Origin of the sequence: Citrobacter sp. CK180 (assembly GCF_030333655.1) — a bacterium.
Classification (GTDB): domain Bacteria; phylum Pseudomonadota; class Gammaproteobacteria; order Enterobacterales; family Enterobacteriaceae; genus Citrobacter_B; species Citrobacter_B koseri.
Genome location: NZ_JAOWFM010000056.1, coordinates 210237 through 230842, shown reverse-complemented (window position 1 = coordinate 230842; position 20606 = coordinate 210237). Strand labels below are relative to the sequence as shown.

Here is a 20606-nt window from a genome sequence, read left to right as displayed (position 1 = left end):
TGTCGCGGCTGTTTCGCCGTTAATCCGCTCTCCCGCGCGCCAGCCAGAGTACGCGGGAAAACATTTTTTTGAACAGCGTCGGCACCGCGTCAACGCCGCGTCGCCCTGCCTCCATCGCCACTTCAATGGCTAAATCAGGCTTTGACGAGCGGTGGATCGCCTTCGAGATAATTTTCCGCATATTCATTGGAACGTTTTCCGGTATTTGCGCCACCCGATGAAAGACATCAGCAAATCCTGACCGATACATAAAATGTTCCATATCCAGAGCAGGCAATGCCGTCAGGTGCTCACGCTCTTCTTCCCGGTCGTTATTCAGCAAACCGCGCACCGTTGCGGCATATTTTTTCCCGGCTTCGTCGCCATCCACCAGCACATGCCACTCAATCCCCATCCGGCGGGCGAATTTTACCAGCGGTCTCAGGCCAGACTGGGCGAATTCGATCACTTTAATCCCTTCGGCATCGAAGTGGTGCCCACACTGGCGCGCCAGTTCGTTGATAACCCAGGTTTCCGTTTCGCCTTCCACCAGCAGCCAGCAGCGGGAAAACAGCGACGAGGCCCGGTTAAAACGAATATGAAAGGCGATACGGCGACCATCTTCCGCGCTCAGCCCGCCAGGCCCCAGTCGCCAGGCCGCGACCCGTGAAGATTCACGCACCAGACGGACAACGTGCTCCACAGGCGTCAGCGACAGCAGCTCGCCGGAATTGGTCGTTGCCACACGTTGCAGCGGTAAAAGATTCAACAACTGCCATGCCACCGACAGCATAATCGGATGCAGACGCGTTTCCGGGTCTTCAACCAATAATAATGGTCGGGCATCTTTATCCAGCCGCAGCGTCCCTTTTGCCTGTAACAGCGTGGAGAACAGCCCCAGCAGGATCACGCGATGCGTGCGGCCGCCGGGTTTGTCGATCATCCGGTTAATAATGTCCAGATAGCGCCAGCTACGCTGTTCGTTGTTCGAACGGCGACGCATCAACCGATGACGGGATTGCCCCGCGCCTTGCTCGGAAAAGTAGTGCTCCAGCAGCTGTACCATCGCCGAAAGCCCCTGGCGGATCTGCCCGTCCGTTAAATTCTGCGGACGGGTCGCCAGCTCTCGCGCCAGAAAGTCCAGCTGGCAGGCGGTAACTTCAACATCGGGAACATCGGGCACCGTACCGTTACGGATGCGTCGCATAAAGCGCGCATCGCGCAGGCGCAGTACCGGCATCAAACGAATGAGATGGTGTGCCTGGCGATTAATATCATCGATCGGTAGCGGGTGGCCGTCGCCATCAAGGAAGCTGCGCAGCGTCATCACGCTGCCATCTGCCGCGCTCTCCCCCTCCAGACGGTAGAAAATACGGTGAAAGCCATCCTGACAGGGAGACCAGCATGCCTCCAGCGGGCGGTATCGACGCACCCGATGGCGGCCTGGCTGAGATTCACGGAAAGTGAGGATAATATGCAGATGATGTTCACGTCCCTGAATATCTCCGGGGGGAAACCAGAAATCCTCGCGGATGAAATGATACAGTTCCGATTCTGGCGACAGCAGCAGAGTTAAGGCATCCAGCAGGCTGGATTTCCCCCACGCGTTCTCCCCAATCAGCACGTTGTTTTGCTCCAGCATCAACGATAATCGATTGATCCCGCGAAAACCCACAATCTCAACGCGTTCGAGAATCATGTATCCTCCAGAAATGAACAACTTATCCTTTCCGCAGTATAACGACAAAATCCGTTGCATGGCGTGATAATTGCAGCATTAAGTCCGTGCACTACACTCTTTATTAAGACAAATCAGAACAAGGATTCACACCACATTGCCCTAAATCAAACTAACTGAATTTTTTTAACTGGTGATTGGGTGACGTTCGTTCTTAAAATACAGTTTCCTGCATTATGTCGTCACCCTTTTATGACGATAAAAAAACAGCCGCATATTCAATGTGGTTAATTTTATTATTTGAGGTGGTTATGTTTAGAAAATTAGCAGCCGAATGTTTCGGTACATTCTGGCTCGTTTTCGGTGGCTGCGGAAGCGCCGTTCTGGCTGCGGCATTCCCTGAACTGGGAATTGGTTTTGCGGGTGTCGCGCTGGCTTTTGGTCTGACCGTACTGACAATGGCATTTGCCGTAGGTCATATTTCCGGCGGACATTTTAACCCGGCAGTGACATTAGGTTTATGGGCTGGCGGTCGTTTTCCGGCAAAAGAGGTCATTGGCTATATTATCGCTCAGGTTGTCGGCGGTATTATTGCCGCGGCGGTGCTGTATCTGATTGCCAGCGGTAAAGCAGGCTTTGATGCCGCTGCCAGCGGTTTTGCCTCTAACGGTTACGGCGAACATTCCCCTGGCGGTTATTCCATGCTTTCCGCCATCGTCATTGAAATCGTGCTGACCGCCGGTTTCCTGCTGGTCATTCATGGCGCGACGGACAAACACGCCCCGGCGGGTTTTGCCCCGATCGCTATTGGTCTGGCGTTAACCCTGATTCACCTGATCAGTATTCCGGTCACCAACACCTCTGTGAACCCGGCGCGCAGCACCGCGGTTGCGATCTTCCAGGGCGGTTGGGCATTACAACAACTGTGGCTGTTCTGGGTGATGCCGATTATCGGCGGTATTCTGGGTGGCGTGCTGTACCGCACGCTGCTTGAAAAACGCGATTAATTGAGTGAAGTCCGTGGTGTCGGGTGGCGACTACGCCTTACCCGACCTGCGGTACAGTACAATAAGCAGGCCGGGTAAGCGTTAACGCCACCCGGCTTTTTTTGCTCCTTTACCTGACCGCCTTTATTGGGTAGTGTCATTGCGCTGTCTCGCATATAAAGGACCCGGTTGTTCATGTTTTCAGGACTTTTAATCATTTTGGTTCCACTGATTGTGGGCTACCTCATTCCGCTTCAGCATCAGGCCGCATTAAAACTGATCAACCGGCTGTTAAGCTGGATTGTCTACGTCATTCTCTTTTTTATGGGGATCAGCCTGGCGTTCCTGGATAATCTCGCCAGTAATTTGCTCGCTATTTTTCATTATTCCGCTGTCAGTATTACCGTTATTTTGCTGTGTAACATCGCGGCATTATTCTGGCTGGAACGTTCGCTACCGTGGCGACACAACCACCAGCAGGAGAAATTACCTTCACGTATCGCGATGGCGCTTGAGTCACTTAAATTATGCGGCGTCGTGGTGCTGGGTTTTCTGCTTGGCCTCAGCGGGCTGGCATTTCTCAAACACGCCACGGAAGCCAGCGAATATACGCTGATCTTCTTATTATTCCTGATCGGCATCCAGTTGCGAAACAATGGCATGACCTTAAAACAGATTGTGCTGAATCGCCGGGGGATGATTGTCGCCGTGGTGGTGGTCGCCAGCTCTATGCTCGGCGGAGTCATCAATGCGCTCATTCTCGGCCTGCCGATCAAAACCGCGCTGGCAATGGCATCAGGTTTCGGCTGGTATTCCCTGTCCGGCATTTTATTGACCGAATCGTTCGGCCCGGTAATTGGCAGCGCCGCTTTCTTTAACGATCTGGCGCGCGAGCTGATAGCGATTATGCTGATCCCCGGTCTGGTTCGTCGCAGTCGCTCCACCGCGTTAGGGTTATGCGGCGCCACGTCGATGGACTTCACGTTGCCGGTGCTTCAGCGTACAGGCGGTCTGGAGATGGTGCCTGCCGCCATCGTTCACGGTTTTATCCTCAGCCTGCTGGTGCCGATCCTGATGGCCTTTTTCTCAGCCTGATACCTCCCTGGCGGTAGAACCCTGCCGCCAAAATTGCGCTAAATCAATCTCCCTGTAAATTATGTAAGAAATCACTTTTATCCCTTTGCGCGCAGGCATAACCTTAAACATGTATATTAAATATAACTTTAAAAAAGGTGTGACCATGTTTTGTGTGCAATGTGAACAAACCATCCGTACTCCGGCGGGGAACGGCTGCTCCTACGCGCAGGGTATGTGCGGTAAAACAGCGGAAACGTCCGATCTCCAGGATCTGCTGATTGCGTCCCTGCAAGGTCTGTCTGCATGGGCTGCTAAAGCCCGTGAATATGGCATCATCGATCATGACGTTGACAACTTTGCCCCGCGTGCATTTTTCTCCACCCTGACCAACGTTAACTTCGATTCTCCGCGTATCGTCGGCTATGCCCGTGAAGCGATCGCCCTGCGCGAATCGCTGAAAGCGCAGTGCCAGAACATCGATGCAAGCGCCACGGTAAACAACCCGATGGCCGACCTGCAACTGGTCAGCGACGATCTGGGCGATTTGCAACGTCAGGCCGCCGAGTTCACCCCGAACAAAGACAAAGCCGCTATTGGCGAGAACATCCTCGGCCTGCGTCTGCTTTGCCTGTATGGCCTGAAAGGTGCGGCAGCGTACATGGAGCACGCCCACGTTCTGGGTCAGTATGACAACGACATCTACGCGCAGTACCACAAAATCATGGCGTGGCTGGGCACCTGGCCTTCCGATATGAACGCTCTGCTGGAATGTTCTATGGAAATTGGCCAGATGAACTTCAAAGTGATGAGCATCCTGGATGCCGGTGAAACCACCAAATACGGCCACCCGACCCCAACTCAGGTTAACGTGAAAGCGGTTGAGGGTAAGTGCATCCTGATCTCCGGTCACGACCTGAAAGATCTGTACAACCTGCTGGAGCAGACCGAAGGGACTGGCGTGAACGTCTATACCCACGGTGAAATGCTGCCCGCGCACGGTTACCCGGAACTGCGTAAATTCAAACACCTGGTCGGTAACTACGGCAGCGGCTGGCAGAACCAGCAGGTTGAATTCGCCCGCTTCCCTGGCCCTATCGTGATGACCTCTAACTGCATCATCGACCCGACCGTTGGCGCGTATGACGACCGTATCTGGACGCGCAGCATCGTCGGTTGGCCGGGCGTAAACCACCTGGAAGGCGAAGATTTCTCTCCGGTTATCGCCCAGGCGCAGCAGATGGCAGGCTTCCCGTACAGCGAAATCCCGCATCTGATCACCGTTGGTTTCGGTCGCCAGACGCTGCTGGGCGCAGCAGACAGCCTGATCGACCTGGTCAGCCGCGAAAAACTGCGTCACATCTTCCTGGTGGGCGGCTGTGACGGCGCGCGTGGCGAACGTAACTACTTCACCGATTTCGCGACCAGCGTACCGGATGACTGCCTGATTCTGACGCTGGCCTGTGGTAAATACCGCTTCAACAAACTGGAATTCGGCGACATCGAAGGTCTGCCGCGTCTGGTTGACGCCGGTCAGTGTAACGACGCTTACTCCGCCATCATTCTGGCCGTCACGCTGGCAGAAAAACTGGGCTGTGGCGTGAACGACCTGCCGCTGTCTCTGGTGCTCTCCTGGTTCGAACAGAAAGCGATCGTCATCCTGCTGACGCTGTTGTCTCTGGGCGTGAAAAACATCGTAACCGGGCCGACTGCGCCAGGTTTCTTCACCCCGGATCTGCTGGCTGTCCTCAACGAGAAATTTGGCCTGCGTCAGGTCACCACCGTTGAAGAAGATATGCAGCAACTGTTGAGCGCGTAAGGAGTTTTAGAATGACGATGCCAACCACTCAGTGTCCGTGGCGGATGCAGGTACATCACATCCATCAGGAAACCCCGGATGTGTGGACTCTCTCATTACTGTGCCACGATCACTATCCGTACCGTGCCGGTCAGTATGCGCTGGTCAGCGTTCGCAACTCTGCGGATACGCTGCGGGCCTACACCATTTCGTCCACGCCGGGCGTGAGCGAGTACATTACGCTGACGATCCGTCGTATTGATGAAGGCGCAGGTTCACAGTGGTTAACCCGCGAAGTGAAACGCGGCGACTATATCTGGCTGTCCGATGCGATGGGCGACTTTATCTGTGAAGACAAAGCCGAAGACAAGTTCCTGATGCTGGCGGCCGGTTGCGGCGTCACGCCAATTATGTCGATGCGTCGCTGGCTGGCAAAATACCGCCCGCAGGCAGATGTGCAGGTGATCTTCAACGTGCGTTCGCCGCAGGATGTGATTTTCGCTGAGGAATGGCGTCAGTACCCGGTCACGCTGGTGGCGGAGAACAATGCGACCCACGGTTTCGTGGCGGGTCGCCTGACCACTGAATTACTGAAAAACGTGCCGGACCTGGCATCGCGCACCGTCATGACCTGCGGCCCGGCGCCGTATATGGACATGGTTGAGCAGGAAGTGAAAGCGCTCGGCGTAACGCGCTTCTTTAAAGAGAAGTTCTTTACGCCGGTTGCCGAAGCGGCAATGGAGGGTCTGAAGTTCACCAAACTGCAACCGGCGCAGGAGTTTTACGCGCCTGTCGGCACCACGCTGCTGGACGCGCTGGAAAGCAATAAAGTTCCGGTGACTGTGGCATGTCGTGCTGGCGTGTGCGGCTGCTGCAAAACCAAAGTGGTTTCCGGTGAATATACGGTCAGCAGCACCATGACGCTGACCGATGCGGAAATCGCCGACGGTTATGTACTGGCCTGCTCCTGCCATCCGCAGGGCGATTTAGTTCTGGCATAAGCTCTCATTGCCGGATGACGCTTCGCTTACCCGGCCTGCCATTTTTCGGCAGGCCGGGTAAGGCATTTACGCCGCCATCCGGCAATTCTTCACCGCCAGGCCGAATTTCCCGCAACAGAAAACCGCCCCGCCCCCAGAAACGCCACCGCCAGCGCGCCAATAAAGAAATAAACTAAACTTTCTATCGCCCATGCGCCGACGGCATCCAGTTGCCAGGTTTTCCCGGTGCCGACCATTAACCACGCCACCACCATCGTCAATGCCAGCACCAGCGCGGCAGGACGCGTAAGAATACCCAGCACAATCAGGCAAGGCGCAATCACCTCGCCCACCAGCACGCCATAGGCGATAAACCCGGGCAATCCTTTTGCAATCAGCATATTGCTAATGCCATCAATACCGTCGAACAGTTTATGCAGGCCGTGAAACAACATCAGCCCCCCTACTGCGAGGCGTAACAGAAACTTGCCAAAATCTTCATGCGTCAGCATACGGTTCACTGCATTTAATAACGTTGTAACCATCTGAATTGACTCCTGGTTCCGGCTGGTTTGCCATTAAATTACGCGTTCTGTCGGTTGAAATATAGCTGCTGAAAATAAGGGGTGATGACAAAGCGTAACGATTATCTTCATCTAAACTTGTAACCGGTATCACATTACAGGAGATGGAAAACCATGAAACAAACCGTTGCCGCTTACATTGCAAAAACACTTGAACAGGCTGGCGTGAAACGTATCTGGGGCGTGACGGGCGACTCCCTGAACGGCCTGAGCGACAGCCTGAACCGGATGGGGACGATTGACTGGATGTCGACGCGCCATGAAGAGGTCGCCGCCTTTGCCGCTGGCGCGGAAGCACAACTCACCGGTGAACTGGCGGTGTGCGCGGGTTCATGCGGGCCTGGCAACCTGCATTTGATTAACGGTCTGTTCGATTGCCACCGTAATCACGTCCCGGTTCTGGCTATCGCCGCCCACATTCCTTCCAGCGAAATCGGCAGCGGCTACTTTCAGGAGACCCACCCACAAGAGCTGTTTCGCGAATGCAGCCACTATTGCGAGCTGGTTTCCACCCCGGAGCAAATCCCGCAGGTACTGGCGATCGCCATGCGCAAAGCGGTGCTTAATCGTGGCGTCTCCGTCGTGGTACTGCCGGGCGACGTTGCGCTGAAACCGGCGCCGGAAAGCGCCAGCACCCACTGGTATCATGCCCCGCTGCCGATCGTAACCCCGGCCGAAGAAGAGCTGAAAAAACTGGCACAGCTATTACGTTACTCCAGCAATATCGCCCTGATGTGCGGCAGCGGCTGCGCGGGCGCGCATAAAGAGCTGGTGGAATTCGCCGCCAAAATTAAAGCGCCAATTGTTCATGCGCTGCGCGGCAAAGAGCATGTAGAGTACGACAACCCTTACGATGTGGGCATGACGGGATTGATCGGCTTCTCATCCGGTTTCCATACGATGATGAATGCTGACACCCTGATCCTGCTCGGCACCCAGTTTCCCTATCGCGCCTTTTACCCGACCGACGCCAAAATCATTCAAATCGATATCAACCCGGCAAGCATTGGCGCGCACAGTAAAGTCGATATGGCGCTGGTCGGCGATATTCACTCCACGCTCGCCGCGTTATTGCCGATGCTGGAAGAAAAAACCGATCGTAAATTCCTTGATAAAGCGCTGGAGCACTATCGCGACGCGCGCAAAGGACTGGATGATTTAGCCAAACCGAGCGAGAAAGCGATTCACCCACAATATCTGGCGCAGCAGATCAGCCGTTTCGCCGCAGATGACACCATCTTTACCTGCGACGTCGGCACGCCGACCGTATGGGCGGCGCGTTATCTGAAAATGAACGGTAAGCGCCGTCTGCTGGGATCGTTTAACCACGGTTCAATGGCCAATGCCATGCCGCAGGCGTTAGGCGCCCAGGCCACCGAACCGGGCCGTCAGGTGATCGCCATGTGCGGCGACGGGGGATTCAGTATGCTGATGGGCGATTTCCTCTCTGTCGTACAGATGAAGCTGCCGGTAAAAATTGTTGTTTTCAACAACAGCGTGCTGGGCTTTGTGGCAATGGAGATGAAAGCGGGCGGCTACCTCACCGACGGCACCGAGCTGCACGACACGAACTTCGCCCGCATTGCTGAAGCCTGCGGCATTACAGGGCTCCGCGTTGAAAAAGCCGCCGACGTCGACGAGGCGCTGCAACGCGCGCTGTCTATCGACGGTCCGGTACTGGTCGATGTGGTCGTGGCGAAAGAAGAACTGGCCATTCCGCCGCAAATCAAACTGGAGCAGGCCAAAGGGTTTAGCCTGTATATGCTGCGCGCGATCATCAGCGGGCGCGGAGATGAAGTGATCGAACTGGCGAAAACCAACTGGCTAAGGTAAAACAATGCACATCGCCTTTTAAACTATAGGGATGTGCAATGATCGATTTACGTAGTGATACCGTTACCCGGCCGAGTCGTGCCATGCTAGAAGAGATGATGGCCGCCCCGGTCGGGGACGACGTGTACGGAGATGACCCAACCGTCAACGCCCTCCAGCAATACGCCGCTGAGCTTTCTGGCAAAGACGCGGCGATTTTTTTACCCACCGGCACTCAGGCTAACCTGGTCGCTCTGCTCAGCCACTGTGAACGCGGCGAAGAGTATATCGCCGGTCAGGGCGCGCATAACTATCTGTACGAGGCAGGCGGCGCGGCGGTGCTGGGCAGCATTCAACCGCAGCCCATTGATGCCGCCGCAGACGGTACGTTGCCGCTGGATAAGGTCGCCGCGAAGATCAAGGCGGATGATATCCATTTTGCCCGCACTCGTTTACTCAGTCTGGAAAACACCCACAACGGTAAAGTGCTGCCGCGCGAATATTTAAAACAGGCGTGGGAATTTACCCGCGAGCACGGTCTGGCGTTGCACGTTGACGGCGCGCGTATTTTTAACGCGGTCGTCGCCTACGGCTGCGAACTGAAAGACATTACTCAATACTGCGACTCATTCACCATTTGCCTGTCAAAAGGTCTGGGGACGCCGGTAGGCTCACTGTTAGTCGGCAACCAGGACTACATTAAGCGCGCCATCCGCTGGCGCAAAATGACCGGCGGCGGTATGCGTCAGGCCGGCATTCTGGCGGCCGCCGGGCTGTACGCGTTGAAAAATAACGTCGCACGTTTACAGGACGATCACGACAACGCGGCCTGGATGGCGGAGCAACTGCGTGAAGCCGGCGCGGATGTTATGCGTCACGACACCAATATGCTGTTTGTCCGCGTTGGTGAAGAGAACGCAGCGGCGCTGGGCGAATACATGAAGGCGCGTGACGTGCTGATCAACGCGTCGCCAATCGTGCGTCTGGTGACGCATCTGGACGTATCGCGTGAACAGCTTGCTGAAGTCGCCGCCCACTGGCGCGCCTTTTTAACCCGCTAAGGAGACGGACGTGCCGCAACGTATTTTGGTTCTTGGCGCCAGTGGTTACATTGGTCAACATCTGGTGCGGGCGCTCAGCGCGCAAGGGCACCAGATTCTGGCGGCGGCACGTCGCATCGAACGGCTGGAAAAACAGCAACTGGCTAACGTCAGTTGTCATAAAGTCGATCTCAACTGGCCGGATAATCTGCCCGCGCTGCTCCGCGAGGTCGACACCGTCTATTATCTGGTGCATGGCATGGGCGAAGGCGGCGATTTTATTGCCCATGAGCGCCAGGTTGCGATGAACGTGCGCGATGCGCTGCGTGAAGTACCGGTCAAACAGCTCATATTCCTCAGTTCATTGCAGGCGCCAAAACATGAGCAGTCTGACCATTTGCGCGCCCGGCAGTTAACTGCGGAGACGCTGCGCGAATCCGGCGTGCCGGTGACTGAACTGCGCGCCGGCATTATCGTCGGCGCAGGTTCAGCCGCCTTCGAAGTGATGCGCGATATGGTCTACAACCTGCCAGTGCTGACGCCGCCTCGCTGGGTGCGCTCCCGAACCACGCCCATCGCGCTGGAAAATTTGCTGCACTATCTGGTGGCGTTGCTGGATCACCCTGCCTGCGAGCACCGGGTTCTCGAAGCCGCCGGGCCGCAGGTCTTAAGCTATCAGGAGCAGTTCAAGCACTTTATGGCCGTCAGCGGCAAACATCGCCTGCTGATCCCCATCCCTTTTCCGACCCGCTGGATTTCAGTCTGGTTTTTAAATGTCATTACGTCCGTTCCGCCGACCACGGCAAAAGCGCTGATCCAAGGGCTGAAACATGACCTGCTGGCCGATGATACCGAACTGCGGACGTTGGTTCCCCAGACGCTTATCACCTTTGACGATGCCGTGCGTCGCACGCTGAAGGAGGAAGAAAAACTGGTCAACTCCAGCGACTGGGGATACGACGCCCAGGCGTTTGCCCGCTGGCGACCAGAGTATGGCTATTTTGCCAAACAGGCCGGATTCACGGTTAAAACCTCCGCCAGCCGGAAAGCCCTGTGGCAGGTGATCAACCGTCTCGGCGGTAAAGAAGGCTATTTCTTTGGCAATATTCTCTGGAAAACGCGTGCGGCAATGGATCTGCTGGTGGGGCATCGACTGGCAAAAGGCCGACCTGAACACGCGCTTCTTCAGACCGGCGACACGGTGGACAGCTGGAAAGTCATCATTGTCGAGCCGGAAAAGCAGCTGACCTTACTGTTTGGCATGAAAGCGCCGGGCCTTGGCCGTCTGAGCTTTACCCTTGAAGATAAAGGCGATCACCGGCAAATTGACGTGCGCGCCTGGTGGCACCCGCACGGGATGCCCGGCCTTTTCTACTGGCTGCTGATGATCCCGGCGCATCTCTTTATTTTCCGGGGCATGGCAAAGCGAATCGCCCGGCTTGCAGAACAAATCACAGATTAATCATAAAAACATACTGTATTCTTTCATGTTTCCCATTGCATACCGACGTAATTCACGGAAGAATGCGCACGAAGTTCTATTAACCACAGTGGATTGATATGAAGGTACTGGTTACCGGCGCCACCAGCGGCTTAGGTCGAAACGCGGTTGAGTTTTTGCGCAATAAAGGCATCAGCGTCAGAGCTACCGGTCGCAATGAAGCGATGGGCAAGCTGCTGCAAAAAATGGGAGCGGAATTTGTCCATGCGGATTTGACCGAGCTGGTCTCTTCGCAGGCAAAAGTGATGCTCGCAGGCATTGATACGCTGTGGCACTGCTCCAGTTTCACCTCGCCGTGGGGAACCCAGGAAGCCTTCGATCTGGCGAACGTCCGCGCCACCCGACGCCTCGGCGAATGGGCCGTCGCCTGGGGCGTACGTAACTTTATTCATATCTCCTCTCCGTCACTCTATTTTGATTATCACCACCATCGCGATATCAAAGAGGATTTTCGTCCGCACCGCTTCGCCAACGAATTTGCACGCAGCAAAGCGGCCGGTGAAGAGGTGATTAACCTGCTGGCGCAGGCCAACCCGCAGACGCGTTTTACCGTCCTGCGCCCGCAAAGCCTGTTTGGCCCACACGATAAAGTCTTTATTCCGCGTCTGGCGCATATGATGCACCACTACGGCAGCGTTCTATTGCCGCACGGCGGCAGCGCGCTGGTGGATATGACTTATTATGAAAACGCCGTCCATGCGATGTGGCTGGCAAGCCAGGAAAGCAGTGACAAGCTGCCTTCTGGTCGGGTCTATAACATCACAAACGGTGAACACCGGACGCTGCGCAGCATTGTGCAAAAGCTGATTGATGAATTAAACATTGATTGCCGAATCCGTTCGGTTCCGTATCCGATGCTGGATATGATCGCCCGCAGCATGGAGCGTTTCGGCAATAAATCGGCGAAAGAGCCGACACTGACGCACTACGGCGTTTCCAAGCTGAATTTCGATTTTACGCTGGACACCACGCGCGCCCAGGAAGAACTGGGCTATCAGCCCATCGTCACGCTGGATGAAGGCATTGAGCGTACCGCCGCCTGGCTGCGCGATCACGGCAAGCTACCGCGCTGACCGGCGCACAGTGAACACAAAAAACGGCAACCATCAGGTTGCCGTCAGATTGTTGTTGTACCGGATGGCACAATAGATACGACTCACCCGCCACAGGCCCGATAAGCCTTCGCCATCGGGCATTTCAGGCGTTATCGTTTTATATTGTCATTACAGCGCGCTCCACGCGTCAGACCATGCCAGACCCGCGCCGGGTTCATAATAGGCCGGCGCCGTATTACACCAGCCGCTATACGGGAATGGTTTGCACTGGAACAGCTTACCGTGGTTATTCACGATATCGCCCGCATTGTACTTGCTGTTCGCGCTCCATGCCGGATACGAACCCGAAGCGCCGTCGTCCTGAGATGGCGTTGCCGCTTTCGCTTTCACGTTGAGCAGATAAGAGGTGGTGCTGCTCAGTTCACCATCACTGACGGTCAGACTCACCTCGTACTGCTGAGCGGTCGCCGCTTCCGGCGCGGCGAAGGTTACGACCGCTTTGTCTTCGCCAGACACGGTCTGACCATCCTGAGCACGCCAGGTGTAGGTCAGTTTGTTGCCGTCTTCGTCAGTCGAACCCTCCGCGCTCAAAGAGACCTGCGCCCCCGCATCTACCGCGCCAATCGGCCCTGCGATATGGGCTACCGGCGCATGGTTAACGGTGGTCGGCTCTGCTGGCGTTTCATCCGGCACTGGCGCAAGTGCAGGCGTATCATCAGCCGGTGTTGGCGTTACGGGCTCTTCATCCGGTTTAGTCGAAGAACCGTCATCATTAATGATGTTCACATTGTAGAAATGCTGTACACATTTCGTGTAATCCCCCTCTTTAAACGCGCTGAATGGCGTCTGATAACCCACCAGTTGGCAGGCATAGGTTTTGCCGTCCGGCGTATCCGAGCTCCATCCCCAATCTTGTTCCCAGTAGATCTTCAATGCGCCCGCGCCGCCTTCATCGAACTGCTTCATGTTGGCGCAGCCCAGCACTTCATCTGCCGGAACCGGTACTTTCAGGTAGTTAGCGAACTCTTTGTAGTATTTGATACGATTCTGCGACTGCGCGATTTCCGTCGGGCCGCCGCATTCAACGCCGCCGTTGATAATCTGGGTGGTGACGCCAAAGCCGGGCACCAGACCATTAGCCTTATCATGCGCGTTCGGCTGCCAGGTGCCATCGATGACCTGCAACATGCTAGGTTTCGGCGGCTGCGGGTAGGCAAAGAAGAAAATAGCGCTCGCCAGGTTCAGCCAGGTATCGGCAACCAGCTCCGGTTTATCCAGTAGCGTGCGAACGTCGCCATACATCGCTTCGGAGAACGGCCCGTAGTTGTAGTTATAGGACAACTGTTTCGCACCGCGGCCAAAGTAACTCAGGAATTCACCATCTTTGTCTTTGCCGCACGGCCAGGTTTGCCCCTGCCAGACGCTCGGATTACATTCGCCGTTATAGCCGCCTTTCTGCCCTTCGCTCCAGCCCATTTCACGCACATATACCAGCGCCTGACGCCATTCGGCCTCTGGACGCCAGCTCTCATGGCCGCCGGTTTCCTGCGCAAAGTGGGCGAACATCGTAGCCAGCTCTTTGCGGCAAATCGCATCACTGTCGCGACCATCGTTATAGGTCTTACACAGCGCCGGAAATTTGCCGACTGCTTTCAGGAAATTGCTGTAGGTATATTCTTTAGCACGCAGCGGGAAAAGATATTCCCAGTCGCTGGCTTTGATGATCCCCTCAACGCGTTTGACGTTTTCCGGGTTGGCGGCGCGACCGGGTTCAATGAGTTCTACCTGGGCATTATCCAGCGTCTGGATCGTCTCTTTCACCGAAGCCATCAACGGGAAATTTGTCAGCTCCTGCTCCTTTTTCGCCAGATCGCTGGCTTTTATGGTGTAAGGCTCACTGCTGCTGGCCTGCAATGTATTTGCTTGCGCCATAAACGGCACCGTACAGGCACCCGCAATGAGTACACTCAATAATGTCCTTTTGCTCATTTCAATTTTTCCTTTATGTATAATAGTGATTAATTCAAATTCTGCGTTGTCCATTAACAACACGAATAAACAAACGTCAGAACCTGGGGTTTTACTTTTCGAAGAACACCAGCAGGAATTCTTCAAAAAATAAAAGCGGCTGGATTTATTTATATTGCGTGGTCATTTTTATACGCTGGTATGTTTCCCAGACTTTATGCGCGTAAATCATGCGCTGCGGGTAATTCTTTTTTTTAACCCCGGCGTTATATGCGCCTACCGCCTCCCAGTTATAACCATATACTTTGATCATATCGGATAAGATCGACGCGCCGACCATAATAGATGTACAGGGTTCCAGCATCAGTCGATACTCATCAATGCCACGGCGTTCCAGCGCTGAAAAATGCGAACTATTTATTTGCATCAACCCGACATCTCTCGTCCCGTCGTGATTTCGTCCTACCGCATAGGGATTCATGCCAGACTCGACTTGCGCAATGGCAAATAATAAATAAGGGTCAACATGATAATAATTTGCGGCTCTGTCCCAGCAGTTGGCAAACGCGCTTTGGCTTAACATCAATAACAACAAAATTAAACGTTTCATATTTTCATCCGACTGTCGGGGTGATCTGCTCCTTGTTCGTTATGCACATTATTTTTTAGAGATGGCCGCCCCCAGACAGGGGCGGCTACCCTTCGCGAATAGATAACGTATCCGCATTATTAAGGTAAGAGGATTATTGACAGTCTGCGGCGGCGCCTTCTTTCACCCACACGTCGCTGTTGCCGGGTTTATCACCCTGCGTCCACCATTTGGCGCGGTATACAGACCCCTGATAGGTGGTAGTCTCACCGCCGTTGTAAACCACATCGGAACGCCAGTTGAATTTCACCTGGCTGACCAGTTCCCACGCGTCCACGCCGAAGCCTGGCTGATTGCCCTGCGTCCAGTACTTCGCTTTCCACACCAGGTGATCGAAACTGACGGTATCGCCATTGTTGTAGATTTTGCTGGCGTCCCATGCCGCGTAGTGGCTGGCATTGGCATCAACCGGGCTGTCGCAACCGCCGGTTGCCGCGCCTTCATCAGACGGCGTCGTCCCCTCATCGGCTGGTGTGGTGCCTTCATCAGACGGTGTCGTCCCTTCGTCGGACGGCACCGGCGCTGCTTTTGGCGTAACGTTAATCTGCACGTTGGACTGCACGCTGGTTTTACCATCGCTGACCACGACGCTGACGGTGTAAGTCGAGGCGGAGCTCACTTCCGGCGCGGTGATGGTCACGCTGGAGGTGTCCGTCCCCGTCGCGTTCATGTCGCCCGGCACGCTCCAGGCGTAGGTCAACGCGTCGCCATCAGGATCGGCAGCCTGCGCATTCAGCGTGTAGGTTGCGCCTGCTTCAAGCGACACCGTTTCCAGCGGATTCACAACCGGAGCCTGGTTCGCTTTTGGCGCTTTGTTCACAACCTGAACGTCAATGGCGTTACTCAGACCTTTCGCATCGGTAACGGTCAGACGGTACGCCAGATTCTGATTGCTGGAGACGGCGGCGACGTTAAAGCTCGCTTTCGCGCTGGTGCTCTTGTTCAGCGTTACGGACGGACCGGAGATCTGCGTCCACTTATAGGTGATCGCATCGCCATCCGGGTCGGTAGAGGCAGAACCGTCCAGCGTGACCGTCGCCGGGCCGGTTACGACCTGGTCAACTGCGGTCGCGACTGGCGCATGGTTGGTCACAACCGGCTCAACCGGCGTAGACCCCCCACCCAGCAAGCTTTCGTTCATCGCGTTCAGAATGTCGCCGTTATCAGAGTCGATAGACCAGGAGAACAGGCCGCCGAGGTTGTTAGCCAGGACGTATTTACCTTTCGCCGCCGCAGAGCGGGCGTCTTCATAGGTAATCAGGTCGCCGGTAGATTTATTGAAAATATACGGCGCTTCCGCCGCAGCGTCGTAACGGTATTCCCAGCCTGGTTTGCCTTTGTATTCGTTAACAATCTGACGATAATCAACCACGCCCGGCTCCCAGGTGCCTTTCACCGGGCCGGTAGCCGTACCGGTAAACGGATTGTCGCCGGTATAGCCATGCACGCCAGTCCAGCCACGGCCATACATCCCTGCGCCCACCACGATCTTGCCTGGCTGCACGCCCTGCGCCAGCAACGCATTGACGCCATTTTCCGTGGTGTATTTGGTGTCCGGTTTCCACTCTGCGCCGTGCAGCGCCGCCTGGTGCCCCAGATCGGTGTTGCTCCAGCCGCCGTAGAAGTCGTAGCTCATCAGGAAGATGTGATCCATATACTGCTGCGCCTGGGCGTAGTCCACGTCTTCAATTTTGTCCTGACCGGAACCGATAGCGGAGGTCAACTCGTAAGTCCGACCGGTTTCGGCAGACAGTTCGTTAAGCATGGTGCGCAGATCGTGCATCAGTGCCGTGTAGGTCGCTTTATCCTGCTGCGGGTTGCCCAGCGTTTCATTCTGACCGCCGCCGCCCGGGAATTCCCAGTCAATATCTACGCCGTCGAAGAATTTCCAGGTCTTCAGGAAATCCTTAACGGAAGCAACAAACCGCGCGCGAATCGCGCTGTCATGCATCTGGAAGAACGGATCGGAAAGCGTCCATCCCCCAACCGATGGCAGGATTTTCAGATCCGGGTGCGCTTTTTTCAGCGCCATCAATTGACCGAAGTTGCCTTTATACGGGTCATCCCAGTTAGAGACGCCAGCCTGCGGTTTTTGCAGCGCCGCCCACGGATCGTGGATCGCCACGGTATAGTCCTGTCGGCCATTGCAGGCGCGTTTCAGCGCTTCAAAACTGTTGCCGCCTTCGATGGATTTCAGGCTGTCATTGATGCCGTCGCCGCCGCAAATGGGAATAAAGCCGTACAGGATATGGTTCAGATTAGCCGCCGGGATTTTATCCACCGGGAAATTACGTCCATACACGCCCCATTCCGGGAAGTACGCGCCCACCACTTTATCGGTATGCTGAGCAAACGTTTTATTGTTTTCCTTCATGGTGGTATTCAGCGGCAGCAGATGGCTACCGTCAGTATCCGCCACAATAATCAGCTTGCTGGCGCTTTTCGTACACCCGCTGGTATTACATAATTCAACCTGCTCCTGATAACGACCGCCTTTTTTGACTTTGAAGGTCGCAGAACCGGCAGCGCTACCTGCGCCAGACCATACGGTCTTACCATCCAACAGCACTTTCGCGGAGGTCGGTGCATCGCCGCTCCAGACGTTCCATTCCACCTTGACGTCCACGCCATCGTTATGAACTTTCACCAGGTTGTTATAATCCTGCGCAGCCTGATCCACTTCCACAATGGCGAATTTATCATTGCCGCTGGTAATAGACGGCGTACCCGGCGCAGCGGCAAAAACCGGACTTGTCGCTGCTGCCACAAAAAGTGCCAGATATTTAGGCTTCATAAATTTCATTATTAATTCCTGATAATTTTATTCGTGAATATTTAACAGCCATGCATTCCTTAGAGCATGGACGAATTGCAAACAGTAATTTATTTAAGACAACGGAAACCAACCCATTATAAAAATGAAATAGTCTATTTCGCTTTACGCTCCTCCCTAAAATGGCATAAGCATTAATTCTATTAACTTATGCGACAATGATAATCTGGAAAATAAATAAGTTCCCTTTATTCCCTCGGCGAAAGAATTTAAAAAAACACTTGACCAACCGCGTCAGAATGTGAATTGCAATGTCTGGAAGATAAACATCACCATTCCCGAAAAGGCCAGACAGGGACCAAAAGGAATTTGCCCCGCTTTATTTACGCCAGAGTAAAAAAGGCCATACAGCACAATACCGCTTAATGCCGCAACCAGAATTAATAACGGTAACGCCTGCCAGCCGCACCACGCCCCCAGCGCCGCCAGTAGCTTAAAATCGCCCTGTCCAAGCCCTTCCCGCCCCGTCAGCAGGCGAAAACTCCAGTACACCAGCCACAGAATGAGATACCCTGCAACGGCGCCATATAACGCGCTCGCCAACGGCATCGTGTGGAAAACGCAATGCAGCAGCAGCCCAGCCCACAGCAGCGGCTGCGTGAGACAATCCGGCAACAGCATATATTTCGCATCAATCATCGTGAGCGGCAGCAGACCGCACCATAAAACCCACAGCGCGATCAGCGTGACAAAGGAAGGGAGCACCGCCGCCGTTGCCGCAAAAAAAAGCGCGCTGGCTAACTCCACCAACAGCAAGCGCAGGGGAATCACAGACTGGCAATGGCGGCAGCGACCGCGCAGGCAGCACCAGCTCAGTAACGGAATATTTTCCCACCAGGCCAGTTGATGCCCGCAGTCCGCGCAGTGCGAGGCAGGAAAAAGTAAATTCCCCGCCCCTTCCTTTTCCATCACCATTGCGGGAACGCGCTCGCTGACTACGCCAAGAAAACTGCCGAGGATTCCGCCCAGGCAGGCGCTCATTATGCAAAACCCAATCGGCCAGCTTTCCCGAAACAACATGATCGTATTCATGCGTTTTTATTCCAGCTCAGCGTAATATTGGCTTTCACGTCGCTTTGACGATCGACCGGCCGCAAATCCATTTTTTGCAACTGAACGCCGGACGTAACATTCACTTCACGTAGCCAGTTTTTCAGTTCATAAATATTGACCTGTTCAACAACAAAAGAGAGTGAGCGTTCATCCTGACGAATATCAGACAACGCGAGATGGATCTCTTTCGCGCTCTCTTCAATAACTGTTCGCGGGTTGTTCGTTTTTAAGACTTTCGCCTGTAAATGATTTTTATCGATTTCGTCCCGCATCCAGCGCAGCGTCTCTTTTTGCCGCATTAACGTGGATTGACTGTTTTGAATCATATGATCCAGCGGAATAATGCCGCCGTAATAAATTACCGCGCAGCACATCGCCGCCGCACATAGCGTAATAAGACCACGCTCGCGATCGCTGTAGTTTTGATAGCGCGCTTTTAATTGTGCAATTCGCTCTTTCATTTATATTTCCCCGTCACGATCGCCGTATAGGGTGACTGGTTCGAAACCGGTTGTAACGCAAAGTCAAAATGGGGAGTGGCCTGCGTAACGAAATCCTGTAACGCCTGCGCGTTCGGCGAGGCCGCGTTCAGCGTCAACACATTCTGCGCGTTGTCATATTCCACTTCATTTATCTCAATAGCAGGCACAGACTGTTTAACCTGTCCCAGCGCCTCAAGTTGCAGAAAAATACCTTTGCTCTGTTTTTTAATATTCTGACCAAAATGGTATTTGATATTGGTTTTCTGCCGCAGACTCGGGAAATAGTGTTGAGCGACCTGGGCAATCTCGGCCTGTACCTGATTTTCCTGCTGAACCAACATCCATGCCATTGCCACGCGTGGGCCAATCAACAACCCCATCGACAGCAGCGCAGACACCGCCATTGCTGTCCTCAGATGACGAAATCGCCCCACCTCTTTGCCGCAGGCGGCAAATGCGCCATGCAGCATATTGGCGCGACACGCTTTCCATTGCGGCTGAATCAATACCAGCGGATGCTGCCACGGCAGTTGTTCAGTGACATCGATACCCGCAGGCGCTTCGCCGTAGCAGCGCACTTCGCCATCGCCGCCTTGCGCCAGCAACAGCGGCAGCAGCGTAGCATCCGCTTCGCAGGCGCCGAACGGCGGAAAGCGCAGCCACCAGCTTTCGTCACAGGAAACCAGCGTACTGCCGCCTTCGTTTACCGGCAGCAGAATGGCGTCCGGCAATACCTGAATCACCTTCAGTCCGGCCTCTTCGCACAGCGCAAGCCAGCGCTCAAAGCCGGTGGCGTCAATGGCCACGGCATCCACTTCCCGCCCTTTTTTCCGCAATACCGTCCAGTGCAGCGAGTCCACATCGCCGATCAGCGTCTCTTCCGCCAGCCATGAAAACGGTGTGGAGGCCGTCGATAACCCTTTTTTGGGCAGGGTAAAATGACGGAACACCATCTCACTGGCGGGCAACAGCAAACAAACGCGTGTCGCCAGGGGATGTACGGCAAGCGTTTTCAGCGCATCCCGACTTTCCAGCGTTGCTACCTGCTGGCTACCGGAGACGCACCACTCGATTTTCCCGTCCACGTTTGCATCGGGACGAATAAAAAGTACCTGTTTCATAGACTATGACTTT

The 20606-nt window shown here is 54.7% G+C and carries 16 protein-coding genes; 8 read left to right on the top strand and 8 right to left on the bottom strand.

The window, feature by feature from the left end; genetic code table 11:
* Positions 1 to 19: 19 nt before the first annotated feature.
* Entirely contained in the window at positions 20 to 1678 is a 1659-nt protein-coding gene (locus OGV50_RS22125) for an ATP-dependent endonuclease (protein ID WP_049009763.1), read from the bottom strand.
* 290 nt (positions 1679 to 1968) lie between these two features.
* Between OGV50_RS22125 and aqpZ the strand changes: the two genes are divergently transcribed.
* The 4 genes from aqpZ (at position 1969) to hcr (ending at position 6516) form a co-directional block, all read left to right on the top strand.
* The gene (gene aqpZ, locus OGV50_RS22120; protein WP_024130486.1) at positions 1969 to 2664 is read left to right on the top strand and encodes an aquaporin Z; all 696 of its coding nucleotides are present in this window, start codon (positions 1969 to 1971) and stop codon (positions 2662 to 2664) included.
* 174 nt (positions 2665 to 2838) lie between these two features.
* The gene (locus tag OGV50_RS22115) at positions 2839 to 3738 is read left to right on the top strand and encodes a LysO family transporter (protein WP_012133055.1); all 900 of its coding nucleotides are present in this window, start codon (positions 2839 to 2841) and stop codon (positions 3736 to 3738) included.
* Positions 3739 to 3883: 145 nt separating this feature from the next.
* A complete protein-coding gene (hcp, locus tag OGV50_RS22110; RefSeq protein WP_024130487.1) occupies positions 3884 to 5536 on the top strand; it encodes a hydroxylamine reductase in 1653 nt (550 codons plus the stop codon).
* A gap of 11 nt (positions 5537 to 5547) precedes the next feature.
* Positions 5548 to 6516 carry an NADH oxidoreductase gene (gene hcr / locus OGV50_RS22105; protein WP_134769561.1) on the top strand — a complete coding sequence of 323 codons (969 nt, stop codon included), beginning with the start codon at positions 5548 to 5550 and terminating at the stop codon, positions 6514 to 6516.
* 89 nt (positions 6517 to 6605) lie between these two features.
* On the opposite strand, the gene OGV50_RS22100 is transcribed toward hcr, so the two are convergent.
* Positions 6606 to 7040 (bottom strand): DoxX family protein, encoded by a 435-nt coding sequence (locus tag OGV50_RS22100; RefSeq protein WP_024130489.1) that lies wholly within the window; start codon positions 7038 to 7040, stop codon positions 6606 to 6608.
* Positions 7041 to 7193: 153 nt separating this feature from the next.
* Between OGV50_RS22100 and poxB the strand changes: the two genes are divergently transcribed.
* From poxB to OGV50_RS22080, 4 genes are all read left to right on the top strand, one after another.
* Positions 7194 to 8912 (top strand): ubiquinone-dependent pyruvate dehydrogenase, encoded by a 1719-nt coding sequence (gene poxB, locus OGV50_RS22095; protein WP_200092325.1) that lies wholly within the window; start codon positions 7194 to 7196, stop codon positions 8910 to 8912.
* A gap of 38 nt (positions 8913 to 8950) precedes the next feature.
* On the top strand, positions 8951 to 9952 hold the full coding sequence (ltaE, locus tag OGV50_RS22090) for a low-specificity L-threonine aldolase (protein WP_200092323.1): 1002 nt from the start codon (positions 8951 to 8953) through the stop codon (positions 9950 to 9952).
* Positions 9953 to 9962: 10 nt separating this feature from the next.
* Positions 9963 to 11393, top strand: coding sequence for an SDR family oxidoreductase (locus OGV50_RS22085; RefSeq protein ID WP_104868851.1), 1431 nt, complete (start codon positions 9963 to 9965; stop codon positions 11391 to 11393).
* Between the two features lie 98 nt (positions 11394 to 11491).
* A complete protein-coding gene (locus tag OGV50_RS22080; protein ID WP_012133064.1) occupies positions 11492 to 12505 on the top strand; it encodes a 3-beta-hydroxysteroid dehydrogenase in 1014 nt (337 codons plus the stop codon).
* A gap of 150 nt (positions 12506 to 12655) precedes the next feature.
* Here OGV50_RS22080 and OGV50_RS22075 read toward each other — a convergent pair whose 3' ends face one another.
* From OGV50_RS22075 to gspL, 6 genes are all read right to left on the bottom strand, one after another.
* Entirely contained in the window at positions 12656 to 14476 is a 1821-nt protein-coding gene (locus OGV50_RS22075; RefSeq protein WP_286488783.1) for a glycoside hydrolase family 19 protein, read from the bottom strand.
* Positions 14477 to 14621: 145 nt separating this feature from the next.
* Entirely contained in the window at positions 14622 to 15065 is a 444-nt protein-coding gene (iagB, locus tag OGV50_RS22070) for a type III secretion system invasion protein IagB (RefSeq protein WP_286488782.1), read from the bottom strand.
* 133 nt (positions 15066 to 15198) lie between these two features.
* Positions 15199 to 17907: a glycosyl hydrolase family 18 protein gene (locus tag OGV50_RS22065; protein WP_286488781.1), complete on the bottom strand. Its 2709-nt coding sequence runs from the start codon at positions 17905 to 17907 to the stop codon at positions 15199 to 15201.
* A gap of 264 nt (positions 17908 to 18171) precedes the next feature.
* On the bottom strand, positions 18172 to 18969 hold the full coding sequence (locus OGV50_RS22060) for a prepilin peptidase (RefSeq protein ID WP_286488779.1): 798 nt from the start codon (positions 18967 to 18969) through the stop codon (positions 18172 to 18174).
* Positions 18966 to 19451, bottom strand: a complete 486-nt coding sequence (locus OGV50_RS22055; RefSeq protein WP_012133069.1) for a type II secretion system protein M — start codon at positions 19449 to 19451, stop codon at positions 18966 to 18968. Before OGV50_RS22055 ends, OGV50_RS22060 begins: the two co-directional genes overlap by 4 nt.
* On the bottom strand, positions 19448 to 20593 hold the full coding sequence (gene gspL, locus OGV50_RS22050) for a type II secretion system protein GspL (RefSeq protein WP_200092310.1): 1146 nt from the start codon (positions 20591 to 20593) through the stop codon (positions 19448 to 19450). The genes OGV50_RS22055 and gspL overlap by 4 nt, the downstream gene beginning before the upstream one ends.
* Positions 20594 to 20606 lie beyond the last annotated feature (13 nt).

Coding starts and splice junctions, on each gene's coding strand:
- OGV50_RS22125 (WP_049009763.1), bottom strand. CDS start 1,678: ATGATTCTCGAACGCGTTGAGATTGTGGGTTTTCGCGGGATCAATCGA.
- aqpZ (WP_024130486.1), top strand. CDS start 1,969: ATGTTTAGAAAATTAGCAGCCGAATGTTTCGGTACATTCTGGCTCGTT.
- OGV50_RS22115 (WP_012133055.1), top strand. CDS start 2,839: ATGTTTTCAGGACTTTTAATCATTTTGGTTCCACTGATTGTGGGCTAC.
- hcp (WP_024130487.1), top strand. CDS start 3,884: ATGTTTTGTGTGCAATGTGAACAAACCATCCGTACTCCGGCGGGGAAC.
- hcr (WP_134769561.1), top strand. CDS start 5,548: ATGACGATGCCAACCACTCAGTGTCCGTGGCGGATGCAGGTACATCAC.
- OGV50_RS22100 (WP_024130489.1), bottom strand. CDS start 7,040: ATGGTTACAACGTTATTAAATGCAGTGAACCGTATGCTGACGCATGAA.
- poxB (WP_200092325.1), top strand. CDS start 7,194: ATGAAACAAACCGTTGCCGCTTACATTGCAAAAACACTTGAACAGGCT.
- ltaE (WP_200092323.1), top strand. CDS start 8,951: ATGATCGATTTACGTAGTGATACCGTTACCCGGCCGAGTCGTGCCATG.
- OGV50_RS22080 (WP_012133064.1), top strand. CDS start 11,492: ATGAAGGTACTGGTTACCGGCGCCACCAGCGGCTTAGGTCGAAACGCG.
- OGV50_RS22075 (WP_286488783.1), bottom strand. CDS start 14,476: ATGAGCAAAAGGACATTATTGAGTGTACTCATTGCGGGTGCCTGTACG.
- iagB (WP_286488782.1), bottom strand. CDS start 15,065: ATGAAACGTTTAATTTTGTTGTTATTGATGTTAAGCCAAAGCGCGTTT.
- OGV50_RS22065 (WP_286488781.1), bottom strand. CDS start 17,907: ATGAAATTTATGAAGCCTAAATATCTGGCACTTTTTGTGGCAGCAGCG.
- OGV50_RS22060 (WP_286488779.1), bottom strand. CDS start 18,969: ATGAATACGATCATGTTGTTTCGGGAAAGCTGGCCGATTGGGTTTTGC.
- OGV50_RS22055 (WP_012133069.1), bottom strand. CDS start 19,451: ATGAAAGAGCGAATTGCACAATTAAAAGCGCGCTATCAAAACTACAGC.
- gspL (WP_200092310.1), bottom strand. CDS start 20,593: ATGAAACAGGTACTTTTTATTCGTCCCGATGCAAACGTGGACGGGAAA.